Source organism: Lactobacillus sp. ESL1191, assembly GCF_058504435.1.
This window is the reverse complement of record NZ_CP196365.1, coordinates 89970-109248: the sequence shown is the minus strand read 5'-3', so window position 1 is coordinate 109248 and position 19279 is coordinate 89970. Positions and strand designations below refer to the sequence as shown.

Genomic DNA, 19279 nt, shown 5'->3' with positions numbered 1-19279 from the left:
TTCACATCTGATCCATAATCTCATTCAGGGCATGGTCAACATACTCGTTACCACGATTATTGGCGTGGCCCTTGGTCCACTCAAAGCGACTTTGTGAAAACTGCTCAAGTAGTTGATCTAATTTTTGCCAGCACTCCAGGTTTGCAATTTCACCTGGAGTGTTTTTTTTCCAACCCCGCTTTTTCCAACCCTTAAGCCAACCCTTAGTAATCGGATTTAGCACATACTGCGAATCAAGCACAAACAGTAAGGGTTTTTGGTTAAAACCCAATTCCAGTAATTTTTTTAGTGCTTCAATTAGGGCAGTCAACTCCATCTTATTGTTAGTTGCACCCAATTCACCATTGGCATCATGGACTGACTGCTGCCCGTGATCCTGCCATTCGATCAGATAGGCCCAGGCCGCTTTATCAGTGGTGCGGACGTGCCCGCCCTTGTAATTCCCCGTGTTACGGGTGCCGCCATCGGTATAAGTCGTAGCAAAATAACCACCTTGTTTGCTTTTTTTAGCAGCTGGCTCGCAATGCCCTGTCTGACCTTGGCTAACTTGGTTAACTGTACGGCTCGTTTGCTGAATTTTGGCAATTGCTCGCGCTAATGCTTCTTCATCTTTTTGAAAAACTTGGTTGATTTTTCGCTGATTCCAATTCAGGTATTCAGTAGCATCGGTTACCTTGGTAAATGACTTATACTCTGCTCCAGAAAAACCCTCAACTTGCTCTTTGGCCGCTGCCCAAGTGCGATAAACACCTGGTTTACGGCCCTTTCTAACTGCATAAAATTTCATCCGTACCTCTATTCCCTAAAAAGTTCTCGTCAATGTTAAAATACAAGTAGTTTAATTTTAAGGCGGCCATTATGTTCTTCAATACAAAAAAATACAAGGAAGAAGCGGAAAAAAACCGCAAACACAATTTATCAAAAGAACCCAGCCAGTTCAACATGCTCTTTTTAGCTGCGTTAGCTACCTTTGTTCCGCTTCGGGCTTTTCTTCGCTTCCATCCTAAGAAGACAGTCACCGACCAGGCTACCATCGAGGACAAGCACGGCGACTTCGCCCAGGTCCCCATTATCTACTTCCACGGCTTCCGCGGCGGTGATTATACTACCAATGCAATGGTCAAACAAGCGCTTAAAGATAAGGGCTCTACCCAGTTTCTTAAAGTAACTGCCGACTTGCTCGGCAACTTCAAGCTTGAGGGCACCTGGACCGGTGATCCTAATCCAATTGTTCAGGTCATCTTTCGCCAGCGCCTAGTCAACGTTTACACAATTGACTATTACTTAAGCTTTGTTTTACCCTTTTTGGCTAACCGGTATCACTTCAAAAACTACACTGCAGTTGCCCATTCGCTGGCTTGCCCCTGCATTGTCCGCACGGAAATGCGCACTGCCCGCAAAGCAAACTTCCCGCGACTATCCAAGTGTGCTTTCGTTGCCGGAGCCTTTAATGGCACAACTTACATGGGAGATATCCCCAACGTCAATGGCTTCACCCAAAATGGCCGTCCGACTGTAGTCTACCCGCACTACTTTTACTTGTTGCTTCACCGCAAGCGCTTCAACCACAATATTTCCGTTCTCAACATCTATGGCAATGTTTTGGACAACACTAACAGTGACAAGTTCATCTCTGTTACTTCCGCCAAAAGCATTCGCTATATTCTAGCACCTAATGCTAATTCCTACCATGAAGTAGAAATTCGGGGGCAAAAGTATGCTGAGCACAGCTGGATGCATGACAACCCATTCGTGATTAACATTATTGACGAGTTCATCGGATTATCAAAATAATCAATCTTTTTGGAGGTACGCAGTGATCATCCTTCGCGACATTATCCGCATCATTATCATCACTAACACCATTTTGGCTTTCTACATTGTCTTTCACAGGCGCCGTTCTGTTTCAACGACCTGGGCTTGGTTAATCATTTTGCTGGTTCTCCCAGTAATTGGCCTGATTCTTTACGGCTTTTTTGGACGGGGAATCTCGCAAGAAAATATTTTTGCCATTAATAAACAACACCACATTGGTTTGCGTAACGTCCAAAAGTCAATTACTAAGGCTCCAAAAAATATCAGCACCTCTGATACCTCCAACCAAGCTAAAATGGTCGTGCATTTTTTCGATCATAACGGCGATTCCCCCTTAAGCAAAAACAACCATGTCAAACTCTACACCGATGGGCAGCCGATGTTTCAGGATATGATGCGTGACATTAACCACGCCCAGCAAACGGTCAACGTCGAATTCTATACTTTTTATAATGACCAAATTGGCAATGAATTCCTTGACCTGTTGATTAATAAGGCTAAAGAAGGTGTTAATGTCCGTGTACTTTATGATGCTTGGGGCTCCATGGGAGCCACCAAAACTTGGTTCAATCAGCTACGGAAGGCAGGTGGTCAAGTCTTACCCTTCATCACTTCACGTAATATGATCACCAGATACCGCATCAACTACCACCTCCACCGCAAAATTGTCATCGTTGATGGCAAAACCTCGTGGACCGGCGGCTTCAACATTGGGGACCAGTATCTGAGCCGAAAAAAGAAGTTTGGCTACTGGCGCGACAGTCAGGTTAGAATTGTTGGTTCGGCCTCACTACTCTTGCAAGAGCGCTTTGTTATGGATTGGAATGCTTCGGTCCAGAAGGAAGGACAGATTATTACCTTTAATCAGTTACTCTTTCCTAATCTTGACGAAAATGACATTCATCCTGGTGATGTCGCAACTCAAATTGTTTCTGACGGGCCGGACCATTATAATGCCAACATGCGCAACGGCGTCATGCGGCTGATGGCCATGGCCAAGAAGCGGGTCTGGATTCAAACCCCGTATTTGATTCCTGACGATGCCATGTTCGCCACCATGCTTACTATGGCCATGTCAGGAGTTGACCTCCGCATCATGATCCCATGTAAGCCTGACCATCCTTTCATTTATCGGGCAACACAGTGGTATGCCAATGAATTGTCGCGTTATGGCGTCAAGATTTATATCTACAACAAGGGCTTCATCCATGCCAAAACCATTGTGGTGGACGATAACTTTTCAACGGTCGGTTCAATGAATCAGGATTACCGCTCTTATGACCTCAACTTCGAAGATATTGCTGTTTTCTATGACCGTGACTTTACTGGCGAGGTCGCCCGCTCTTTTGAAGTAGACATGAAAGATTCAACTTTGTTAACACCGCAAGAAATTGCCCAGCAAAGTCGCTGGCTCAAGACGTTGCAGAGCTTCTCAAGGATGCTCTCACCAATTCTATAAAAAAGGCTTCCAATGATCGGAAGTCTTTTTTATTGATGTCAATCCTGGACCTTAATCTGCGAAATGATAATTTACTAAAACCGCAATTCATATCACGGTCGGGTTTTTGATTCTCCTATCGTTGTTGGCACATCTGAAGTTTTCTCAACAACGATCACCTGGTCTCTTAACTCGGAGTAATACAAATATGATTTTTTATTTGTAACCACCAAAATGCCGTCGCGGCCTTTTTGTGGCTTTAAGATATATGCATTATCTCTTGCTCGCTTATCGGTCTCATGTTTGAATTTACCATTGCTTGGGTCAGCTATTGCTCTCTTGTAGCTACCCCGGTCAAATTCAGCGCCATTAAAGTAAAATATGTAATCCTGATGTTCATGTACGTTCATCGCAACGTGAACATTATTGGGGGGATTAACATTATTATCAAAGTCCCCTCTAGGAGTCGGAGTAGCCGGATTTTTGCTGGCGTTAATCAAGCAGAACAGTATAAGTACCAGTAAACATCCAAGTACATAGGTAGTGATTTTGTATGGATTTTTTCGCATCTTCTGGCTCCGTTTATGGTGCTAGCTCATATCCTAATGGCGGGATTTTATAGCGCTCTCTTAATAATTTTTGTGGTACAGTATATCATATTAAAGCGATTACAAAAATGATCTTATAGTATCCGCCGCCCTCAGTCAACTAATTTTTGCTTTAGCCCTGACTGGTCATGCTACAGACTTTTATAAAATGTCTTGGACCTCTATTTTAATATCGTGGTGAATATGTTCTTTAATTGCTCCAATAATTTGGGTAACACCATGAGTAAAGCGGAGATAATACTGCTGGTTCTTCTGCGTCGTAAGGATACAAATAACCATTTCTTTCTTTGGATTGGGCACTTTAATCAAAGTTACCATCATGATTTCAGTATAGGGCACGGTCCGACGAAAATACCCTGATACCACGGCCCGCTTAGGTGCAAAGCCAGTAAAGCCGTCAAGTAGCCCAATCATTAGAAAAATTGCTAAAAAGACCCCTAGGCCGGGGTCACCCTTTTGAATAAATTGCCAAACAAAACCGGCCCAGATTAAAATTACCATCCAAATTACTGAAGAAGTTCGATATTTTCCTTTTAAGTCAATATTAGCCTGCCAATACCAACTATAGCAAGTATAGCAGAGCAACACAGCATCTAGAATAAGATAAAAACTTACCATAATTTACTCCTCGCCCTTTATATTTACTCAATTATAACAGACAAGTTATCTTTAGTTGATTAGTGCGGCTGCGTTTATTTTATACTTGCTTTTAATTAATGTTTTTGTTAAAATAATATTAAAACAAATGCAGTGAAAAAGAAGAGTAGATAATCTATCTCTTGAAGTGAGCCGGCGATAGTGCGAAGACGGCAGACCCTGGATTATTGAAAAACCCTTTTAGCAGCACACTGAAATCATTGTTAAAGTAGGTGGCGCCGTCTCCAGTACGTTATCAAGCTGGTGAAGCATGATTGTGTTTCATGAGTTGGTCCCCATAGGGACAATTTAGGTGGTACCGCGGAAAAAAGCCTTTCGTCCTTGTTTAATTAAGGGGGCGAAGGGCTTTTTCTTTGACTCAAATCTTGGGAGGTTAACATTATGACTTTAATTTTACCGGAAGACTACCAACCAACCCTGACTATTCGGGATACGGAGGCCGCAATTGTCTTTATTCGCGAACAGTTCCAGGCCATTCTAGCTGAAAAACTTAATCTACAGCGGATGTCTGCCCCACTGTTTGTTGAGCATCACACTGGCTTAAACGATAACTTAAACGGAATTGAGCGCCCGGTTGCCTTTGATGCTAAAGATATTAGGGAAGACGATCTAGAAATTGTTCATTCGCTCGCCAAGTGGAAAAGACTGGCCTTAAAAAAGTATGGTTTTGGGATTCATGAAGGGCTTTATACTAATATGAATGCCATTCGACGCGACGAGGAACTAGATAACTTCCATTCGCTTTACGTCGACCAATGGGATTGGGAAAAGGTAATCACTAAAGAAGAACGTACCACCGTGACTTTAAAGAGTACGGTTAAGCAAATTTATGCTGCAATCAAGCAGATTGAAAAAGAATGTGCCGAACGCTATCCAGCCTCCACTTATCGCTTGCCGGATGAAGTCCATTTTGTCGGTACACAAGAGTTGGAAGATCGGTGGCCCGCCTTGTCTCCTGAAGAGCGTGAAAATAAGATTGCCCAAGAAGAAAAAGCGGTCTTTATTATGAAAATTGGTGATAAACTGCGCCGAAGCGGCCAACCCCACGATGGTCGCGCGCCCGACTATGACGACTGGCAACTAAACGGTGACCTGTTATTTTGGTATGAACCGCTCCAGCAAAAAATGGAAATATCATCGATGGGTATTCGGGTCAGCCCGGAAAGTCTGCATGACCAACTTAAAAAGGCAAATTGCCTGGACCGCGAACAATTGACTTTCCACCACATGCTTCTAGCCGGAAAACTTCCATATTCAATTGGCGGTGGCATCGGTCAGTCCCGGCTCTGCATGCTACTTTTGGGCAAGGCCCATATCGGCGAAGTCCAAGCCAGTGTCTGGTCAGCAGAAATGATTAAGCAGTGCCAGGACAATCATATGCAAATTTTATAAGCCAAACAGATCCACCTGTAAAAGCAGGCGGATTTTTTTGGTGATAAGATGGGGCCAATTCGGATTCTTGTAGTAGACTATCATATAAAGCAAGCAGTCTACAGAAAGGACCCAACTGATGATTAATTCTTCCCAAATCAATGAACTAGCAACTGATATTAAGCAAGCCCAGCATATTACTTTTTTGACTGGTGCAGGTGTATCTACTCACTCGGGAATCCCCGACTATCGTTCCAAAAATGGTATCTATGGTGGCGTTGCAGAGAGTCCGGAAACCATCCTGAGTGAAGAAACGCTCTATCAGCGACCGGAATTTTTCTACCGGTTTGTCATGGATAACATGTATTTCCCCACCGCCCAGCCTAATATTATCCATCAAAAAATCGCGGCAATTTGCCATGAGAAAGGTGACCTTATTACCCAGAATGTTGATAGTCTGGACCAGAAAGCAGGCAATCAGCACCTGACTGAATTCCACGGCAGCCTCTACAATATTTATTGTACTAAGTGTCACAAGCCGGTCAGCTACGAGGCCTACGCCCAGTCTTACCGGCATGAAGCGTGCGGTGGTATTATTCGACCTGGAATTGTTCTATACGGCGAAACTATCAACGACGATAACCTGGCTAAGGCTGTTAATGCCATGCAACATTCCGATTTAGTCATTATTTCTGGTACTAGTTTTTTTGTTTACCCTTTCGCTCAGCTCCTCTCCTACCGGCAAAGCGGCGCCAAAGTCTGGGCCATCAATAAGACCGCGATCCCTGCTCCTGGTATCTCCGCCATTATCGGTGATGCCCTGGATGTTTTTCAGCAGCTTTAAATTACCTGTCTAATGTCACGATTCAACCTTAACTAGAAAAGAGTTATTAATGTCAATTATCAAAATGTATGCCCCTTTCTTTGATAGCAGTAACTGGCTCCACGTCCTAACCAGCGGTCAGGACTGGCTGGTTATTCTTACCCTTATCTTGATGGAATGTCTCCTGTCAGTTGATAATGCGGTTGTGCTGGCTGCTCAAACCAAGGCATTGCCAGATCAACGTCAACAAGAGAAGTCCTTATTTTATGGGCTTTGGGGTGCATATATTTTTCGTTTTGTGGTGATTGGGCTTGGCACTTACCTAATTAACTTTTGGGAGATTAAACTCGCTGGTAGTCTATACCTCTTCTACCTCGCAATTAAGTTCTACTATGACCAGCGCCACCCCCAAAAAGCCAGTCAGCCAGCTGCCGGCAAGTCAATCAAAAAGAATGCCGGCCATGGCCTTTCGCTCTTCTGGCGCACAGTCATTTCCATTGAAGCCATGGATATTGTTTTCTCAATTGACTCGGTATTGGCAGCACTCGCCGTTTCAAACAATCCGGTCATTGTGTTGATCGGTGGTATGATCGGCATTTTGTGCATGCGGGGTGTTGCTGAAGTAATTATTAAATTGATGGACCTGATCCCTGAACTACAGCCAATGGCCTACCTCCTGATTGGCATCATTGCTACCAAGTTACTAGTTTCACTGCCACCTCTTTCTTTTGAGTTACCTAACACTATCTTTGCTTTAATTGTCTTTGGCGTGTTGCTGCTCACCATCGCCTTTCACTTCTGGCGAGTTAAGCAACACGGACGTAAGTAAGTGGTAATCTAACCCCACAGAGGAGTCAGTATGGATTATTCAACCTTTTTTACCAACCGATCAACTACTGAAATTACAGCTGACATCATTGGACGGCCCTTGACCTATACTGCCGGTAGCCAGACAATGGGCGGTCACATTGTCGAAGCTGAAGCCTATTTAGGTAAAGAAGACCGCGCGGCCCACTCTTATGGCGGCCACCGTAGTCTTGCCAATGAGGGCCTGTACCGCAGTGGTGGCACTATCTATCTCTATGCCCAAAGACAGTACTTCTTCTTTAACGTAGCTACCCAGGCCGGTAATGAACCACAGGGCATCCTAATTCGGGCCATTGAACCCGTTTGGGGCATTGAGCAAATGCTAGTAAATCGCCATGGCAAGGGCGGGGTGTTGCTAACCAACGGACCAGCTAAAATGATGCAGGCTTTCGGTATCCACGATCTAAGCTGGAACCTTCATTCCCTACAAGCTTCACCCTTTACCATCGAGCTTGACAGTTCACACCAGCGGTCGGTCCGCCAAATTGTCCGTAGCCCGCGTATCGGGGTCAACCAGTCCGAGCGTGAATGGGCTGACAAACCGCTCCGTTTTTACGTGGCTGGTAATCCCTATGTTTCCCGCATGAAGAAACGGAACTGGCGCGCTGACCATGGCTGGCAATAAATAAGTTAATGATGAAATAATAATAACAGCTTTTTTAATAAGGAAGTTGACAAGCAGGCTATTTTAGCCTATCATTTGCTACAATTAAATAATTACCAATGCAATAGAGGTCGCGGTGATTACGAACATAGCCTGAGTGAACGAACGCTAGGAAGGCTACCGTAAGAATTACCGCCGAAATAAAAGTATTGTTCGTTTCAATATTTTTGTTGGGCTGCCGGAGAAGATCTTGCAGACTGTCCTAGTTAGTAGCTAGGGAGCGCTATCTGTTTGTCTAACTAAATTAGATTTTCACTCCTCGTTGTTTTGAAGCACAACGAGGTTTTTATTTACGCTTTTTATTGTATTGGCTTTATTTGAAAAATATTTTCGGAGGTTTTCAAAATGAAGTCAAGATACAAGTGGATGTCGATCTTCATCGCATTACTAGTTAGTTTAGTCCTCGGGGCCAATTTTAATCAGGTATACGCCAAAAATGACAATGGTGTCTTAAAAGTTGCCATGGAGGCTAACTATCAGCCCTACAACTGGACTCAGACCAATGATGCCAACGGCGCACTTCCGATTGAGGGTTCGCATACCTATGCCAATGGTTATGACGTCATGATCGCCAAAATTATTGGTCAAAAACTGCACCAAAAAGTAGTAGTAGTCAAAACTGAGTGGGATGGTCTCTTACCCGCTTTAACCAGTGGCAAGGCCGACCTGATTATTGCCGGCATGAGTCCAACTACTGAGCGTGAAAAGGCCATTAACTTTTCTAAACCATACCGCCACGGCACATTTGTCGTTATCACCAAAATTAACAGCAAATATGCTAATGCTAAGACCCTTAATGACTTTAAGGGCGCAAAAATAACAGCGCAACAGGGCACTTCGCACTATGCGATGATTAATCAGCTGCGCGGAGCCAAAAAACAAACTGCCATGCGTGACTTTGCGGCAATGCGGCAAAGCTTAATTTCGGGTACAATCGACGGCTACTTAGCAGAAGACACAGAAGCAACCTCTTTCAAACTGGTTGATCCTGACATCAAAGCGATTCCAATCAGCAAAATGCCGGGCTTCCATGTAACCAAAGAAGAATCCGTTACTTCGATTGGAATTGCCAAGCCAAACAAGGACCTCTTAAAAAAGGTCAATAATGCCTTGGCAACTATTCCTGAAGCCGAACGTACTAAGCTCATGACCAATGCTATTAAAGTGCAGCCCAAAACTGACAATGGCAAAAAAGGCAACCAAGAGAACTGGCTAGTTTCAATGTGGAAGCAGTATGGCGGGATGCTACTAAGCGGGATTGGTATGACTCTGCTACTCGCCCTTGTTGGTACCATCGCGGGTTTTTTCATCGGGCTCATTGTCGGCATTATTAGAACTATTCCAACTCCTGCAACCTTAGGAAAAAAATGGTTACTAAAAGTTATCAATTGGTTACTTGCTATCTATATTGAAGTCTTCCGCGGTACCCCAATGATGGTTCAAGCAGCCGTAATTTACTACGGTATTGCCCAGTTCTGGCACATTAACATTGACCGGACGGCCGCTGCCCTAATCATTGTTTCCATTAACACTGGCGCATACTTAGCCGAAATAATTCGTGGCGGAATTTTGTCCACGCCTGAAGGTCAATTTGAAGCGGCTAGCGCCTTAGGTATGACCCACAATCAGCGGATGTGGCACATTATCCTCCCGCAGGCAATCAAAAACTGTCTGCCATCCATTACCAATGAGTTTATCGTCAACATTAAAGATACTTCTGTTTTGAGCATCATTTCCGTCTCTGAATTGTTCTTTGTCGGAACTACTGTGGCCAGCCAGACTTTCAAGTTCTTCCCAACTTACCTGACTATTTCCGCTATCTACTTAATCCTGACCTTTACCATCACGCGGATCTTCAATGTGATTGAACGGCGGCTTGCAGGCAACAAGAATTACAACTTAATGGCCAATCAAGTACAAGTGGGCTCAACTAGCAAACAAGGAGGAAACAAGTAATGACTGAAACAAATGAAGCTATTTTAAGCTTAAAGCAGATTCAAAAGTCTTTTGGTGATCACCAGGTTCTGCGCGACATCTCCCTTGACATCAACAAAGGTGAGATTGCCACGATTATTGGACCGTCCGGTGGTGGTAAGTCAACCACCTTGCGCTGCATCAACTTACTGGAAGAGCCAACCGCTGGTGAAGTTATCTTTCACGGCCAAAACGTCTTGGATCCGAGCTACAACCGCAACATCTACCGGGCCAAGGTCGGCATGGTCTTCCAGCAGTTCGACCTATTCGAAAACAAGAACGTTCTCGCCAACTGCATGGTCGGTCAAGAACTGGTCTTGAAGCGGTCTAAGGAAGAATCCCGCGAAGTTGCCCTCAAAAACCTGACCAAGGTCGGCATGGAAGAATACATTAACGCCCGGCCAAATCAACTTTCAGGCGGTCAGCAGCAGCGGGTCGCGATTGCCCGGGCTATCTGCATGGATCCGGAGATCCTGCTCTTCGACGAGCCCACCAGTGCCCTTGACCCCGAGATGGTCGGCGAGGTTCTGAGTGTTATGCAAAACCTGGCGACAACCGGCTTAACCATGATTATCGTCACCCATGAGATGGCCTTTGCCCGCGACATTTCTGACCAAATTTTCTTCATTAGCGGCGGCATCATTGCCGAACAGGGAAATCCTGACCAGCTCTTCAACCACCCGCAAAATGAACTGACCGAAAAATTTCTTAGCAATTTCCAAAACAGTTAAATAAGCAAACAGGCGCCTCAGCGGCACCTGTTTTTATATACCGAAATACCCTAGCTCCTCTCTTTCAGAGCTAGGGTATTAAATTAATTAAACTACTGTATTAATCGCCGCCGTACTTCTTACGCATCTTGAGGTCTTGGCGGAGTGCTAGCATCAAGATTGCCGTCCAAGCCACGCATAGGACAATTAAAAACCAAACGTCCACCACCCGCTTGACGTAAACCGCGGGGTTCACCTCAATAGGAAAGATAAAATATCAAAAGAGCCCAGCCCACGGAAGAAGGATGATGAAAGCTATTAGCGCGCGTTCATAAAACTTGGAATAAAGACGCGAGCGGCTGTAGACCTCAGCCTTATGCTTCTCCGTGTAGACCAGCAGTCCCACGCAAAGCAGAAAAATTAAAATCGTTGCGATGTTCCTAATGCGGTTTATCAACTGCGGATCGTCATCCGCAGCCAGTGCCAGGCATGAACATATTTTCAGTGCCAACATTTCAGCCAACCTCCTTCAGTCATATATCAATATAATTATACGCCTATTTCTGCGTCAAACTCAGCGAGCGCTTACTTTTAAGCGAAAACAAATATTCATTTAGCGTAAATCACTTTAAAAACTGGGTAACATCTGTCTTAGTATGATCCATTACTTTAAATAATTTATAACTTTTTATTTTTGTTAAACTAGGTACGCCCGTTATCTTAAAATGCTTACGGGCTTTTTTTAAGAGCGGGACTACTATTTGTCTTTGTTGTATCAATATAATAAACTCTGATATGTCGCTTCTGGCTGACTCTGGCAAGCCTGGGAACGAACGCACGGCAGTATGGACATGTTTTCCTTCCCCAAAAAACATATATCTTCTTCTTGCCAATCAATTTATGTAACTTTTTGACTGAAATTTTCTTGAAATTTTTAACTGTATTAGCATAAAGGGTCTCTTGATACCTCACCAATTCAGTAGCAGGTTGATTCTCATTCGTTGCAGCATTTACTGTAACTGGCTGATTTACAACTAATGCCGCACAAGATTGAATTAATATAATTAATGATATTAGTTTACGTTTCATTTCTACTCTCCTTAATAATCCGCTTGACGACTATTATAAATTGGATAGACAATAAGCGTGTAAAAGTGGCAGAGATGTTTTGGGATGGATACAATATGGAAATTAGAGAATTATTGAAGAGCTACCGGCTCAAGCAGAAAAAAACTAAAAAACTATGGGCAGGTCAAGTGATCAGTCCCTCATTCTATGCAAGAGTTGAAAAGGGAATTTCACGAATCTCAGCCGAAGACTTGCTTAACCTGCTCGATCATAACCAAATTTCTGCACTGGAATTCTTTGGTAAACTCAAAAATGAAAAGATACATGTAAAAGATGAGGACCGCAAATTCACTGAATTAATAATTCAAGCTTATTACAATAATTCTAAAGAAGAATTGCAAAAAGTACGCAAGCAAATCTTGGAAAGCAATTTATCTAATAAAGAAGAGAGTTTACTGTTAACAGATATCGCAATAGCATTAGTAAACAATGATTTTGCCAGTCTAGATCCTGAAAAAATCAAATTTTTAAAAAATAGATTTTTTGATATTGCAGAAATTAATGAAGAAAGCATTTATTTATATGGAAATTGTATGGCTTGGTTTGACTTTACAAGCAATCTGATCATCTCCAAGAAAATCATTAAAGGCTTTATTAACACTGATAATATCCAAACACAAATTCATGTATTAGGGATAATTACTAATATGTTAGTTTTTTGTATCAAAGAAAACCATTTCGATGATTCTGTTTTTTTCATCAATAATGCCAGAAAAATAATGATAATTCCAGAAAATTATTATTACCAGAATGTTCTTAATTTTTTTACTAACTTGATTAGCTACCATTATGACCGGCAAGAAAAACATCTAACCACGTGCCATACCATAATTGCAAACTTTGAAGTAAATGGCTTGACCAAATATAGCCAGGAGTTAGCAAAATTCTTGGCCGCAAATAAATAATAAAAATATTTCATTCAAAAATGGCAAATAGGTCATTTCACACTTATATAAATTACATCGTAATATAATAATTTGTAAATAATAAGTTACTGTAGTAGATACTTTAAATAAAATGGTCTTTTGAGAGGAATATATAATGAAACAACTGACTAAGAAGTATTACTTAACGATTATGTTCTTCCTGATATTTTCAATAAATACTAGTTTGAATCCTATCTTTTCACATTCTAGATCTAGTAGAATCTGGGGCTTATGGTACGTTATATTTTCTACATTTATAATATTTGGCTAACCATGCCAAAGTTAATACCAGCACGAGGAAGTTAAAAGTTATAGCTGGTATTGTGTCGTTGGCTATTATTTTGACAGTTTTTTACTTTTTGGATTTTTTAGTGACTGGAATTATTTTTAATTTGCCTAGAAGTCTACAAAATAGCACTGAGACTAATTATTAGTACTATTTTTATATAATTATTTAAGCTTTATTTTTCAAAAATCATTGCTAGAAACGATATGGGGAGAGTTAATAAAATGGATAAATTAAATAACTTCTATAACAAATATGAAGCAACGTGTAATTCGACACTTATCATCGCCTCTGGACTACTCAACACAATTTATACCCGCCCACGTCTTGGTCTCATTTTAATCATAGTATGGAGCTTGATTAGTCTTTTAGCTAATTTTCTGGTCGATAATTATGCTAATCGTGCTGAAACGCCTGCATTAACTAGAAAGAGAAGAATCTGGGGCTATCTTTTAGTTGCCCTTCTCATGCTAATCAGCTTAGGAATAATTCAGTGGTACTTATCTCAGAGGTAATTAAGCAGTAATAAAAGAGGTACAAACAATGAAACGACTGGCTAAAAAATATTTTTTAACAATTATGTTTTTCTTGATAACGCTAATCAATAGTTTCAATCCGATTTTCACTCATTCTAAATCGGGCAGAATTTGGGGCGCTTGGTGGATTGCAATTTCTACGTTTACCATGTTTGCCAACGAATATTTAGCTAATCACGCTAAAGTTAATGTTAGTAACAGAAAGTTAAAAGTTATAGCTGGCGTTATTTCATCAATTATTACATTAGCATTGCTGATGTTTTTAGGTTTTTATTCCGATTGGAGTTATCTTTAAGTTGTCTAGAAGTCTACAAAAACAGCACTAGGATCAATTCTTAGTGCTGTTTTTATGTGATTGTTACTGCTGGTTTTTATCGTGTTTAGTGACAGGCAATTATGTCAATCAGGCTGGCACTGATGCCCTGCAAATGAAAAGGCGAATCTGGAGCCTCCTGGTAATTTTAATCATCATGCAAATAATAGATGGCCTTATTAATTAGTTCCTTGTTTAAAAATACAGCACGCTTTTATCCTTGCAGCAATACCATGCTGATCCAGTAAGCGCTATAATAAAGAGAGAATTAGTTAATTATTTTTATGTGAGGTTACATTTATGAAATTTTCGGCTAAATTTTATGCGGGGCTGACCGCGGTCATGCTAGCTGCCAGCCCGCTTCTAGGCACCTTCAGCACGATTCAGCCGGTCCAAGCCGCCAAGCAAAAGGCGCCCCGCGGCAAGATTGACCTGATTGACCGGGCCTACCTATACAACAAGTACGGCCACAAAACGAAGCCCGGCCGCAAGATTCTTCCCGAATGAGAGTGATTAATTTTAATTCAAAAAAGCAGGATAGATTCATCTTTGGTGAATCGGTCCTGCTTTTTGCGTAATTTGATTACTTAATTTTTAGCCAATCAGGAAATTGGGGCTTTTTCCCGTTATACATCACGTAGGTTTCCACTGGACTTCTCTTGGCAGAATGATTATACAGCTTGAGAAGCTGCTTGGTCGTATATTTCTTGCCTTGCGGGTGCCTGATGGTCCCCCGGCCAACGGCCTGGATGTGCTTGTAGCCCTGGCCAACGCCCGCGTGCTTGCGCAACTTGTAGTGGCCGAGCTTCACGGCTATTCCCTGGGGGTTGCCCGCCTGGGCCAGGATCTCCTTGTTATGGAGGTTGAAGTGGCTCAAATCGACGCCGGCAAGCTTATAATCATGGTAGAACATCCTGGTGGAATCCGTCAGTTTAGGCATTTTCCAGCCGCGCAGGTCCACGTAGACCAGGCTGGGACAATCCATAAACATTTCTGGCGTTTCTTGAACCTTGCGCGTATCCCAATTGTGCAGGTCAACCTTGCGCAATTGGGCATCGTTTTGGAACATGCCCCGCGTTCCGACCAGGCTCTTCGTGTTAAGATGGCTCAGATCAACGTCAACCAGGTTCTTGTCATTCCCAAACATGTTTCTCATATCGGTCACGTTTTTTGTATTCCAACCTGACAATTTCACCTCGGACAGAGCTGTGTCACCCCTAAACATGTTAAACAACCTTGTCACCTTGGCTACATCCCAGTGGCTAACATCAATGCTTTTAACGTTCTTGATCTTTTCAAACGTCCCGACCATGTAGACAACATTGTGCGTGTCCAGCTTGTTCAGATCCAGCTGGTCAAGGTGGCTGAAGCCGGCAAACATACGGGACATGTCAATCACATTGCCCGTATTTAGGGCGCCGAGGTCCAAATTCGCCAAACTAGTCGCACCGGCAAACATTGAGGTCATGTCTTTTACTTGACTGGTATCCCAGCCAGTCAAGTTGGCGCGGGCAAGGACCGGGCTGTCCATGAACATGAAGCTCATATCGGTCACCTTGCTCGTGTCAAAGTGGCTCAAGTCTAGGCTGGTAATCTGCTTATCCCCACTGAACATGTCACTCATGTTAGTCACATTATGTGTGTCAAGGTGGCTTACGTCCAGGCTAGTCACGTTCGGCAAGGCTCTGAACATCCCCGCCATGTTGGTGACCTTACTGGTGTTAAAATTAGCCAGGTCCAATTGTTCCGCATCAGTGTAAGCAAACGCAGATGACATATCGGTCACTTTACTAGTGTCAAAGTGGCTAAGATTAATTTGCCGGGCCTTGGCACCACTGATCATACCACTCATGTTAACCAAATTTGGAGTGGAAAAATTGCGCAGGTCCAGTTCTTCCGCAGACGTGCCCTGAAACATCTGTTTCATATTGGTCACATTCTTAGTGTCGAAATGACTCACGTCAAGCTGTTTGACCCTTAGGCCATTGAACATGGCAGACATATCAGTCACCTTACTAGTATCAAAGTGACTGAGGTCCAAGCTAGTCAATTCTGAGTCATCGGCAAACAAGCTCGCCATAGTGGTCGTAGTGCTAGTGTCAACTTGATCCAGGCCCTTAATATCCTGCAGTTGCCTGATCTGAGCAAATTTACCGGTCGAATCAAGAGCCAGCTTGACAGGGCCAGCTATTACAATATGTTCAATATCATTCGCCCACTTAAACTCTTTTTGTAGCGGTGTGCTGGACAACTGACTGCCCTTGTTGCCGCTGATGGTCAGCGTTCGCGTGACCAGATCGTAGTTCCAGTCGCAGTCACCGCCTTGCCCATCCACAGTCCTGGGTTAGAATTGCCGGTCTGAGTTACTGGTGCTATTGTGTCGGCAGTCGTTTTAACCGCTACTAGACTAGTGATAAGCAGGGCGCCTAAGGAAGCTGCGGCCAAACCAAGAACACCTTTGTTAAGTCTAAGGCCAAATTGGACCTTCTTTTTATTCTTCATTAATTATCACCTTTTCTCCTTGCTTCAATTATAGACCCTTTAACGCGTAAAACAGATTACATTCTAAATTTCTTACTCTACTTTAGGATTAATACTAGTTAATCTTCAGCACCAAGCGTACTAGAAATTTAGTAGTTGCGGTCTAATTATCCGCCATTAATGGCAAGTCTTTCCCCAAATGAAATTAACGGCAACTTAAAAGAATTGTTTAATCATAAATGATGTTAGAGGAAAATAAATTAAAAAAACAACTTTAAGCATCTTCGCTCTTCTTACTGCAATTTCTGTAACTGTATGTACAAATACTAACGATAAAACCAAGAAAAAGACAGTTTTCAGAGGTGATGAACCAATCGGCGAATCGGAAACGGGCATTTCTTTTGAGTAGTATGCGGCAATCCGGATCGATCAGCGGCACCCCGCCAAGTTAAAGGATGTAATAACCATACTGGTGGAAACCTACTCCTGGACAAAGTGCAACATACGGGGGCTTCTCCACTCTTAAGTGGACTAAGGTCCAGCACACTACTAACGGACTAATTTCCATCACGGCCGATAAAAGGGGAAATGTTGTAAATAAGCAGTTAAACAATCTGGCGGTCAAAAGGCCGACCAAATTAACCATGGCAGACTACAAGAAGGTCAAAAAAGGTCAGACCAAAAAGGAAGTTTATCGCATTTTAGGTCGACCTGATGACTATAGTACGGACTTTCCTGATACTGCTATTGGTGAGCACTCTAATGAAATTATTTCTTACGCTATCGGCGTAGCACACCAGGAGCCAAATTCCGGAAGTTGACAATGATTATAATTCATATCTCAGATGGCAAAGTTAGTGGCAAGTACCAAGATAATTTAGGCAACAAATAACTAAAAGCAGGCACTGATCATTTTAAGGTGATTGTGCCTGCTTCTTTAATTACTTATTTTTTGCCTACCATACTTTAAACAATGTCTTCTTGTTTACTTATTTGGCTCAGCCGCCAGCCCGTCATAAAATGCTGCTCGCGCACGTTCCGCAGCGCATTATAGTCGCTGGTCAAGCTGTCAATGGCATCCTGCAGCTTTTTGTTCTGCCTGCGCAGCTGGTTCAATTCAGGGTCGGTAACGACACCCTTCAGGTGCATCTGCGCCGCTAATGCCCGCCGCCTCTGCTCAAACTCACCCTTTAGCGTTGCTAATGCATTCTCATACCCAACTAGTTTATGGTTGGCCTGCGAAATTTGCTTATTTAGTTCAACGAATAATTCGTAAGGCATGTTAGACTTGATCCGGTTGCACTCAGAACACGACAGAATAAGGTTATCCAAGTCATTATTGTGGGACAACGAGACCGGTTCTTTATGATCAACGCTGCGACCGCGCCGGCCACAATACTGGCAACGGTAGTTATACTTGACCCTGATTCGTTCACGGTCAATGTAATCAACCTCATTCAGCTTAAAGTCAACCTTCAGACCCAGTTTTTGCAAATTTTCTGCAAAAGTCAGATCATGCTGAGGAACAAAGTCAATTTGCCCCTTTTCGCTGTCAATCACGGCTTGGTTAAAGTCTTGCCGGGCCAACTGCTGCCGGGCTAGGCTGTTGCCGTCATAGTCCTGGATGAAGGCCTCGTAGCGTTTACGCGCTTCTTTTGCGGCAACTAGGAACGCATTTGCGCCGTCTTCACCGCTCTTGCCGATAAAGCCATAGAGTAGACCCTGGCCGAACACACTGACAGTTTCGTTAGCAAAGTCCTCCGGGTTCTCCCCGCGCTGGATACACAAATCACAGATACTAGTCAGTCGGGGATTAACCTGGCCCGCCTGCTTAAAATGACCTGAATTCATACGCAAGCCACAGCTACTACATTGAAATTTCACTTTTAGACTTCTCCTTTAGGGGGCAAATAGCCGGCCGTTGACCTCATTCTACCCAAAATGCGGCAATAAAAAAAGTGGATTATCATCGTAACCCACTTTTTATTGATTAATCACAAACTACTTGTTTTCGTCTGCTTTAGCCTTGTTCAAGAAAGCAACAACTGCTGCTACGTGAGCAACGCGTCTTTTACCATTTCTCTTGTTCTTAGGTCTTTGGCCCGGTTCACAACCGGTGTTGTAATTTTCACCTTTACGCATAGTACTATACTTCCTTTCAGATTTTCGAAAATCTTTTTTAGTTTACCACGGAAGGCTTGTTCAAGCAAGGTTTGACCCAACGATTGCACCTTAATTTAGGCTCAATTAATGCTTGATCGTTACCGCATTATCAATAATGCCACTATCATCGGCAAGGGTGAGGACGGTGTTTTTTTCATTAACCACTAAATTATCTTCCAAAAACTGGAGCTCGGCTGCACTAGTGTAGAGATTGAGACCAGCGTTGTTAGCAACCTTAACTGCAAAGTCAGGGTCTCTTTGGGACAAAACCACAAACTGAAAATTTGCACCAATCGTACAGCTACCGCCAAGATCAGAATACTTATTAGAACCATCATTTAAGGCCAAGATAATCACTTGGCCCGTCTTAGCTACACTATTAATCTTCTCAGCCGCGGCTGCTTTAATCTTCATCTGGATTGTTTTAGTATCACTCATGCACAAAACTCCTTAACTTCTTACCATCTACTCTAACTATAGGTCACTCTAGTCATACCGTCAAAAAAGTTGTTTACCTTT

Annotated in this window: 23 protein-coding genes and 1 other annotated feature; of the genes, 13 read left to right on the top strand and 10 right to left on the bottom strand. The window is 42.9% G+C overall.

Annotation, left to right across the window (positions count from 1 at the left end; genetic code table 11):
• Position 1 precedes the first annotated feature (1 nt).
• Positions 2-787: a ribonuclease H family protein gene (locus tag ACSYSN_RS00625; RefSeq protein ID WP_491712358.1), complete on the bottom strand. Its 786-nt coding sequence runs from the start codon at positions 785-787 to the stop codon at positions 2-4.
• Positions 788-858: 71 nt separating this feature from the next.
• Here ACSYSN_RS00625 and ACSYSN_RS00620 point away from each other — a divergent pair, with 71 nt between their 5' ends.
• Entirely contained in the window at positions 859-1794 is a 936-nt protein-coding gene (locus ACSYSN_RS00620; RefSeq protein ID WP_491712357.1) for an alpha/beta hydrolase, read from the top strand.
• 22 nt (positions 1795-1816) lie between these two features.
• Positions 1817-3274, top strand: coding sequence for a cardiolipin synthase (gene cls, locus ACSYSN_RS00615; RefSeq protein WP_491712356.1), 1458 nt, complete (start codon positions 1817-1819; stop codon positions 3272-3274).
• A gap of 92 nt (positions 3275-3366) precedes the next feature.
• On the opposite strand, the gene ACSYSN_RS00610 is transcribed toward cls, so the two are convergent.
• Both ACSYSN_RS00610 and ACSYSN_RS00605 read right to left on the bottom strand, forming a co-directional pair.
• Positions 3367-3822, bottom strand: coding sequence for a hypothetical protein (locus ACSYSN_RS00610; RefSeq protein WP_491712355.1), 456 nt, complete (start codon positions 3820-3822; stop codon positions 3367-3369).
• 180 nt (positions 3823-4002) lie between these two features.
• A complete protein-coding gene (locus tag ACSYSN_RS00605) occupies positions 4003-4479 on the bottom strand; it encodes a hypothetical protein (protein WP_491712354.1) in 477 nt (158 codons plus the stop codon).
• A gap of 123 nt (positions 4480-4602) precedes the next feature.
• Positions 4603-4844, top strand: a binding site (T-box leader).
• A 55-nt stretch (positions 4845-4899) separates the two neighbouring features.
• Between ACSYSN_RS00605 and asnA the strand changes: the two genes are divergently transcribed.
• From asnA to ACSYSN_RS00575, 6 genes are all read left to right on the top strand, one after another.
• Positions 4900-5910, top strand: coding sequence for an aspartate--ammonia ligase (asnA, locus tag ACSYSN_RS00600; protein ID WP_491712353.1), 1011 nt, complete (start codon positions 4900-4902; stop codon positions 5908-5910).
• Between the two features lie 118 nt (positions 5911-6028).
• Entirely contained in the window at positions 6029-6733 is a 705-nt protein-coding gene (locus ACSYSN_RS00595; RefSeq protein WP_491712352.1) for an NAD-dependent protein deacylase, read from the top strand.
• A gap of 49 nt (positions 6734-6782) precedes the next feature.
• A complete protein-coding gene (locus ACSYSN_RS00590; protein ID WP_491712351.1) occupies positions 6783-7541 on the top strand; it encodes a TerC family protein in 759 nt (252 codons plus the stop codon).
• A gap of 30 nt (positions 7542-7571) precedes the next feature.
• A complete protein-coding gene (locus ACSYSN_RS00585; protein WP_491712350.1) occupies positions 7572-8204 on the top strand; it encodes a DNA-3-methyladenine glycosylase in 633 nt (210 codons plus the stop codon).
• A 384-nt stretch (positions 8205-8588) separates the two neighbouring features.
• Complete coding sequence (locus tag ACSYSN_RS00580; RefSeq protein WP_491712349.1) at positions 8589-10199, top strand: ABC transporter substrate-binding protein/permease; 1611 nt, start codon at positions 8589-8591, stop codon at positions 10197-10199.
• On the top strand, positions 10199-10948 hold the full coding sequence (locus tag ACSYSN_RS00575) for an amino acid ABC transporter ATP-binding protein (RefSeq protein WP_491712348.1): 750 nt from the start codon (positions 10199-10201) through the stop codon (positions 10946-10948). Before ACSYSN_RS00580 ends, ACSYSN_RS00575 begins: the two co-directional genes overlap by 1 nt.
• A 256-nt stretch (positions 10949-11204) precedes the next feature.
• Here ACSYSN_RS00575 and ACSYSN_RS00570 read toward each other — a convergent pair whose 3' ends face one another.
• On the bottom strand, positions 11205-11441 hold the full coding sequence (locus tag ACSYSN_RS00570) for a hypothetical protein (RefSeq protein ID WP_491712347.1): 237 nt from the start codon (positions 11439-11441) through the stop codon (positions 11205-11207).
• A 215-nt stretch (positions 11442-11656) separates the two neighbouring features.
• Positions 11657-12016, bottom strand: a complete 360-nt coding sequence (locus ACSYSN_RS00565) for a DUF6568 family protein (protein WP_491712346.1) — start codon at positions 12014-12016, stop codon at positions 11657-11659.
• A 95-nt stretch (positions 12017-12111) separates the two neighbouring features.
• Between ACSYSN_RS00565 and ACSYSN_RS00560 the strand changes: the two genes are divergently transcribed.
• The 4 genes from ACSYSN_RS00560 (at position 12112) to ACSYSN_RS00545 (ending at position 14623) form a co-directional block, all read left to right on the top strand.
• Positions 12112-12960, top strand: a complete 849-nt coding sequence (locus ACSYSN_RS00560) for a helix-turn-helix domain-containing protein (RefSeq protein WP_491712345.1) — start codon at positions 12112-12114, stop codon at positions 12958-12960.
• A gap of 531 nt (positions 12961-13491) precedes the next feature.
• Positions 13492-13782, top strand: coding sequence for a hypothetical protein (locus tag ACSYSN_RS00555; RefSeq protein WP_491712344.1), 291 nt, complete (start codon positions 13492-13494; stop codon positions 13780-13782).
• A 28-nt stretch (positions 13783-13810) separates the two neighbouring features.
• Positions 13811-14098, top strand: coding sequence for a hypothetical protein (locus ACSYSN_RS00550; RefSeq protein WP_491712343.1), 288 nt, complete (start codon positions 13811-13813; stop codon positions 14096-14098).
• Between the two features lie 318 nt (positions 14099-14416).
• Complete coding sequence (locus ACSYSN_RS00545; RefSeq protein ID WP_491712342.1) at positions 14417-14623, top strand: hypothetical protein; 207 nt, start codon at positions 14417-14419, stop codon at positions 14621-14623.
• A 76-nt stretch (positions 14624-14699) separates the two neighbouring features.
• Here the strand turns inward: ACSYSN_RS00545 and ACSYSN_RS00540 are convergent, their stop codons facing one another.
• Both ACSYSN_RS00540 and ACSYSN_RS00535 read right to left on the bottom strand, forming a co-directional pair.
• Positions 14700-16451, bottom strand: a complete 1752-nt coding sequence (locus tag ACSYSN_RS00540; RefSeq protein WP_491712341.1) for a BspA family leucine-rich repeat surface protein — start codon at positions 16449-16451, stop codon at positions 14700-14702.
• Positions 16394-16618 (bottom strand): hypothetical protein, encoded by a 225-nt coding sequence (locus ACSYSN_RS00535; protein WP_491712340.1) that lies wholly within the window; start codon positions 16616-16618, stop codon positions 16394-16396. Before ACSYSN_RS00535 ends, ACSYSN_RS00540 begins: the two co-directional genes overlap by 58 nt.
• Positions 16619-17157: 539 nt before the next feature.
• Between ACSYSN_RS00535 and ACSYSN_RS00530 the strand changes: the two genes are divergently transcribed.
• Positions 17158-17418 (top strand): DUF3862 domain-containing protein, encoded by a 261-nt coding sequence (locus ACSYSN_RS00530; RefSeq protein WP_491712871.1) that lies wholly within the window; start codon positions 17158-17160, stop codon positions 17416-17418.
• Between the two features lie 145 nt (positions 17419-17563).
• Here ACSYSN_RS00530 and ACSYSN_RS00525 read toward each other — a convergent pair whose 3' ends face one another.
• From ACSYSN_RS00525 to ACSYSN_RS00515, 3 genes are all read right to left on the bottom strand, one after another.
• Positions 17564-18481 (bottom strand): HNH endonuclease, encoded by a 918-nt coding sequence (locus tag ACSYSN_RS00525; protein ID WP_491712339.1) that lies wholly within the window; start codon positions 18479-18481, stop codon positions 17564-17566.
• Between the two features lie 117 nt (positions 18482-18598).
• Positions 18599-18739: a hypothetical protein gene (locus ACSYSN_RS00520; protein ID WP_317637574.1), complete on the bottom strand. Its 141-nt coding sequence runs from the start codon at positions 18737-18739 to the stop codon at positions 18599-18601.
• Between the two features lie 105 nt (positions 18740-18844).
• Positions 18845-19198, bottom strand: coding sequence for an iron-sulfur cluster biosynthesis family protein (locus tag ACSYSN_RS00515; protein ID WP_491712338.1), 354 nt, complete (start codon positions 19196-19198; stop codon positions 18845-18847).
• Between the last annotated feature and the right edge of the window lie 81 nt (positions 19199-19279).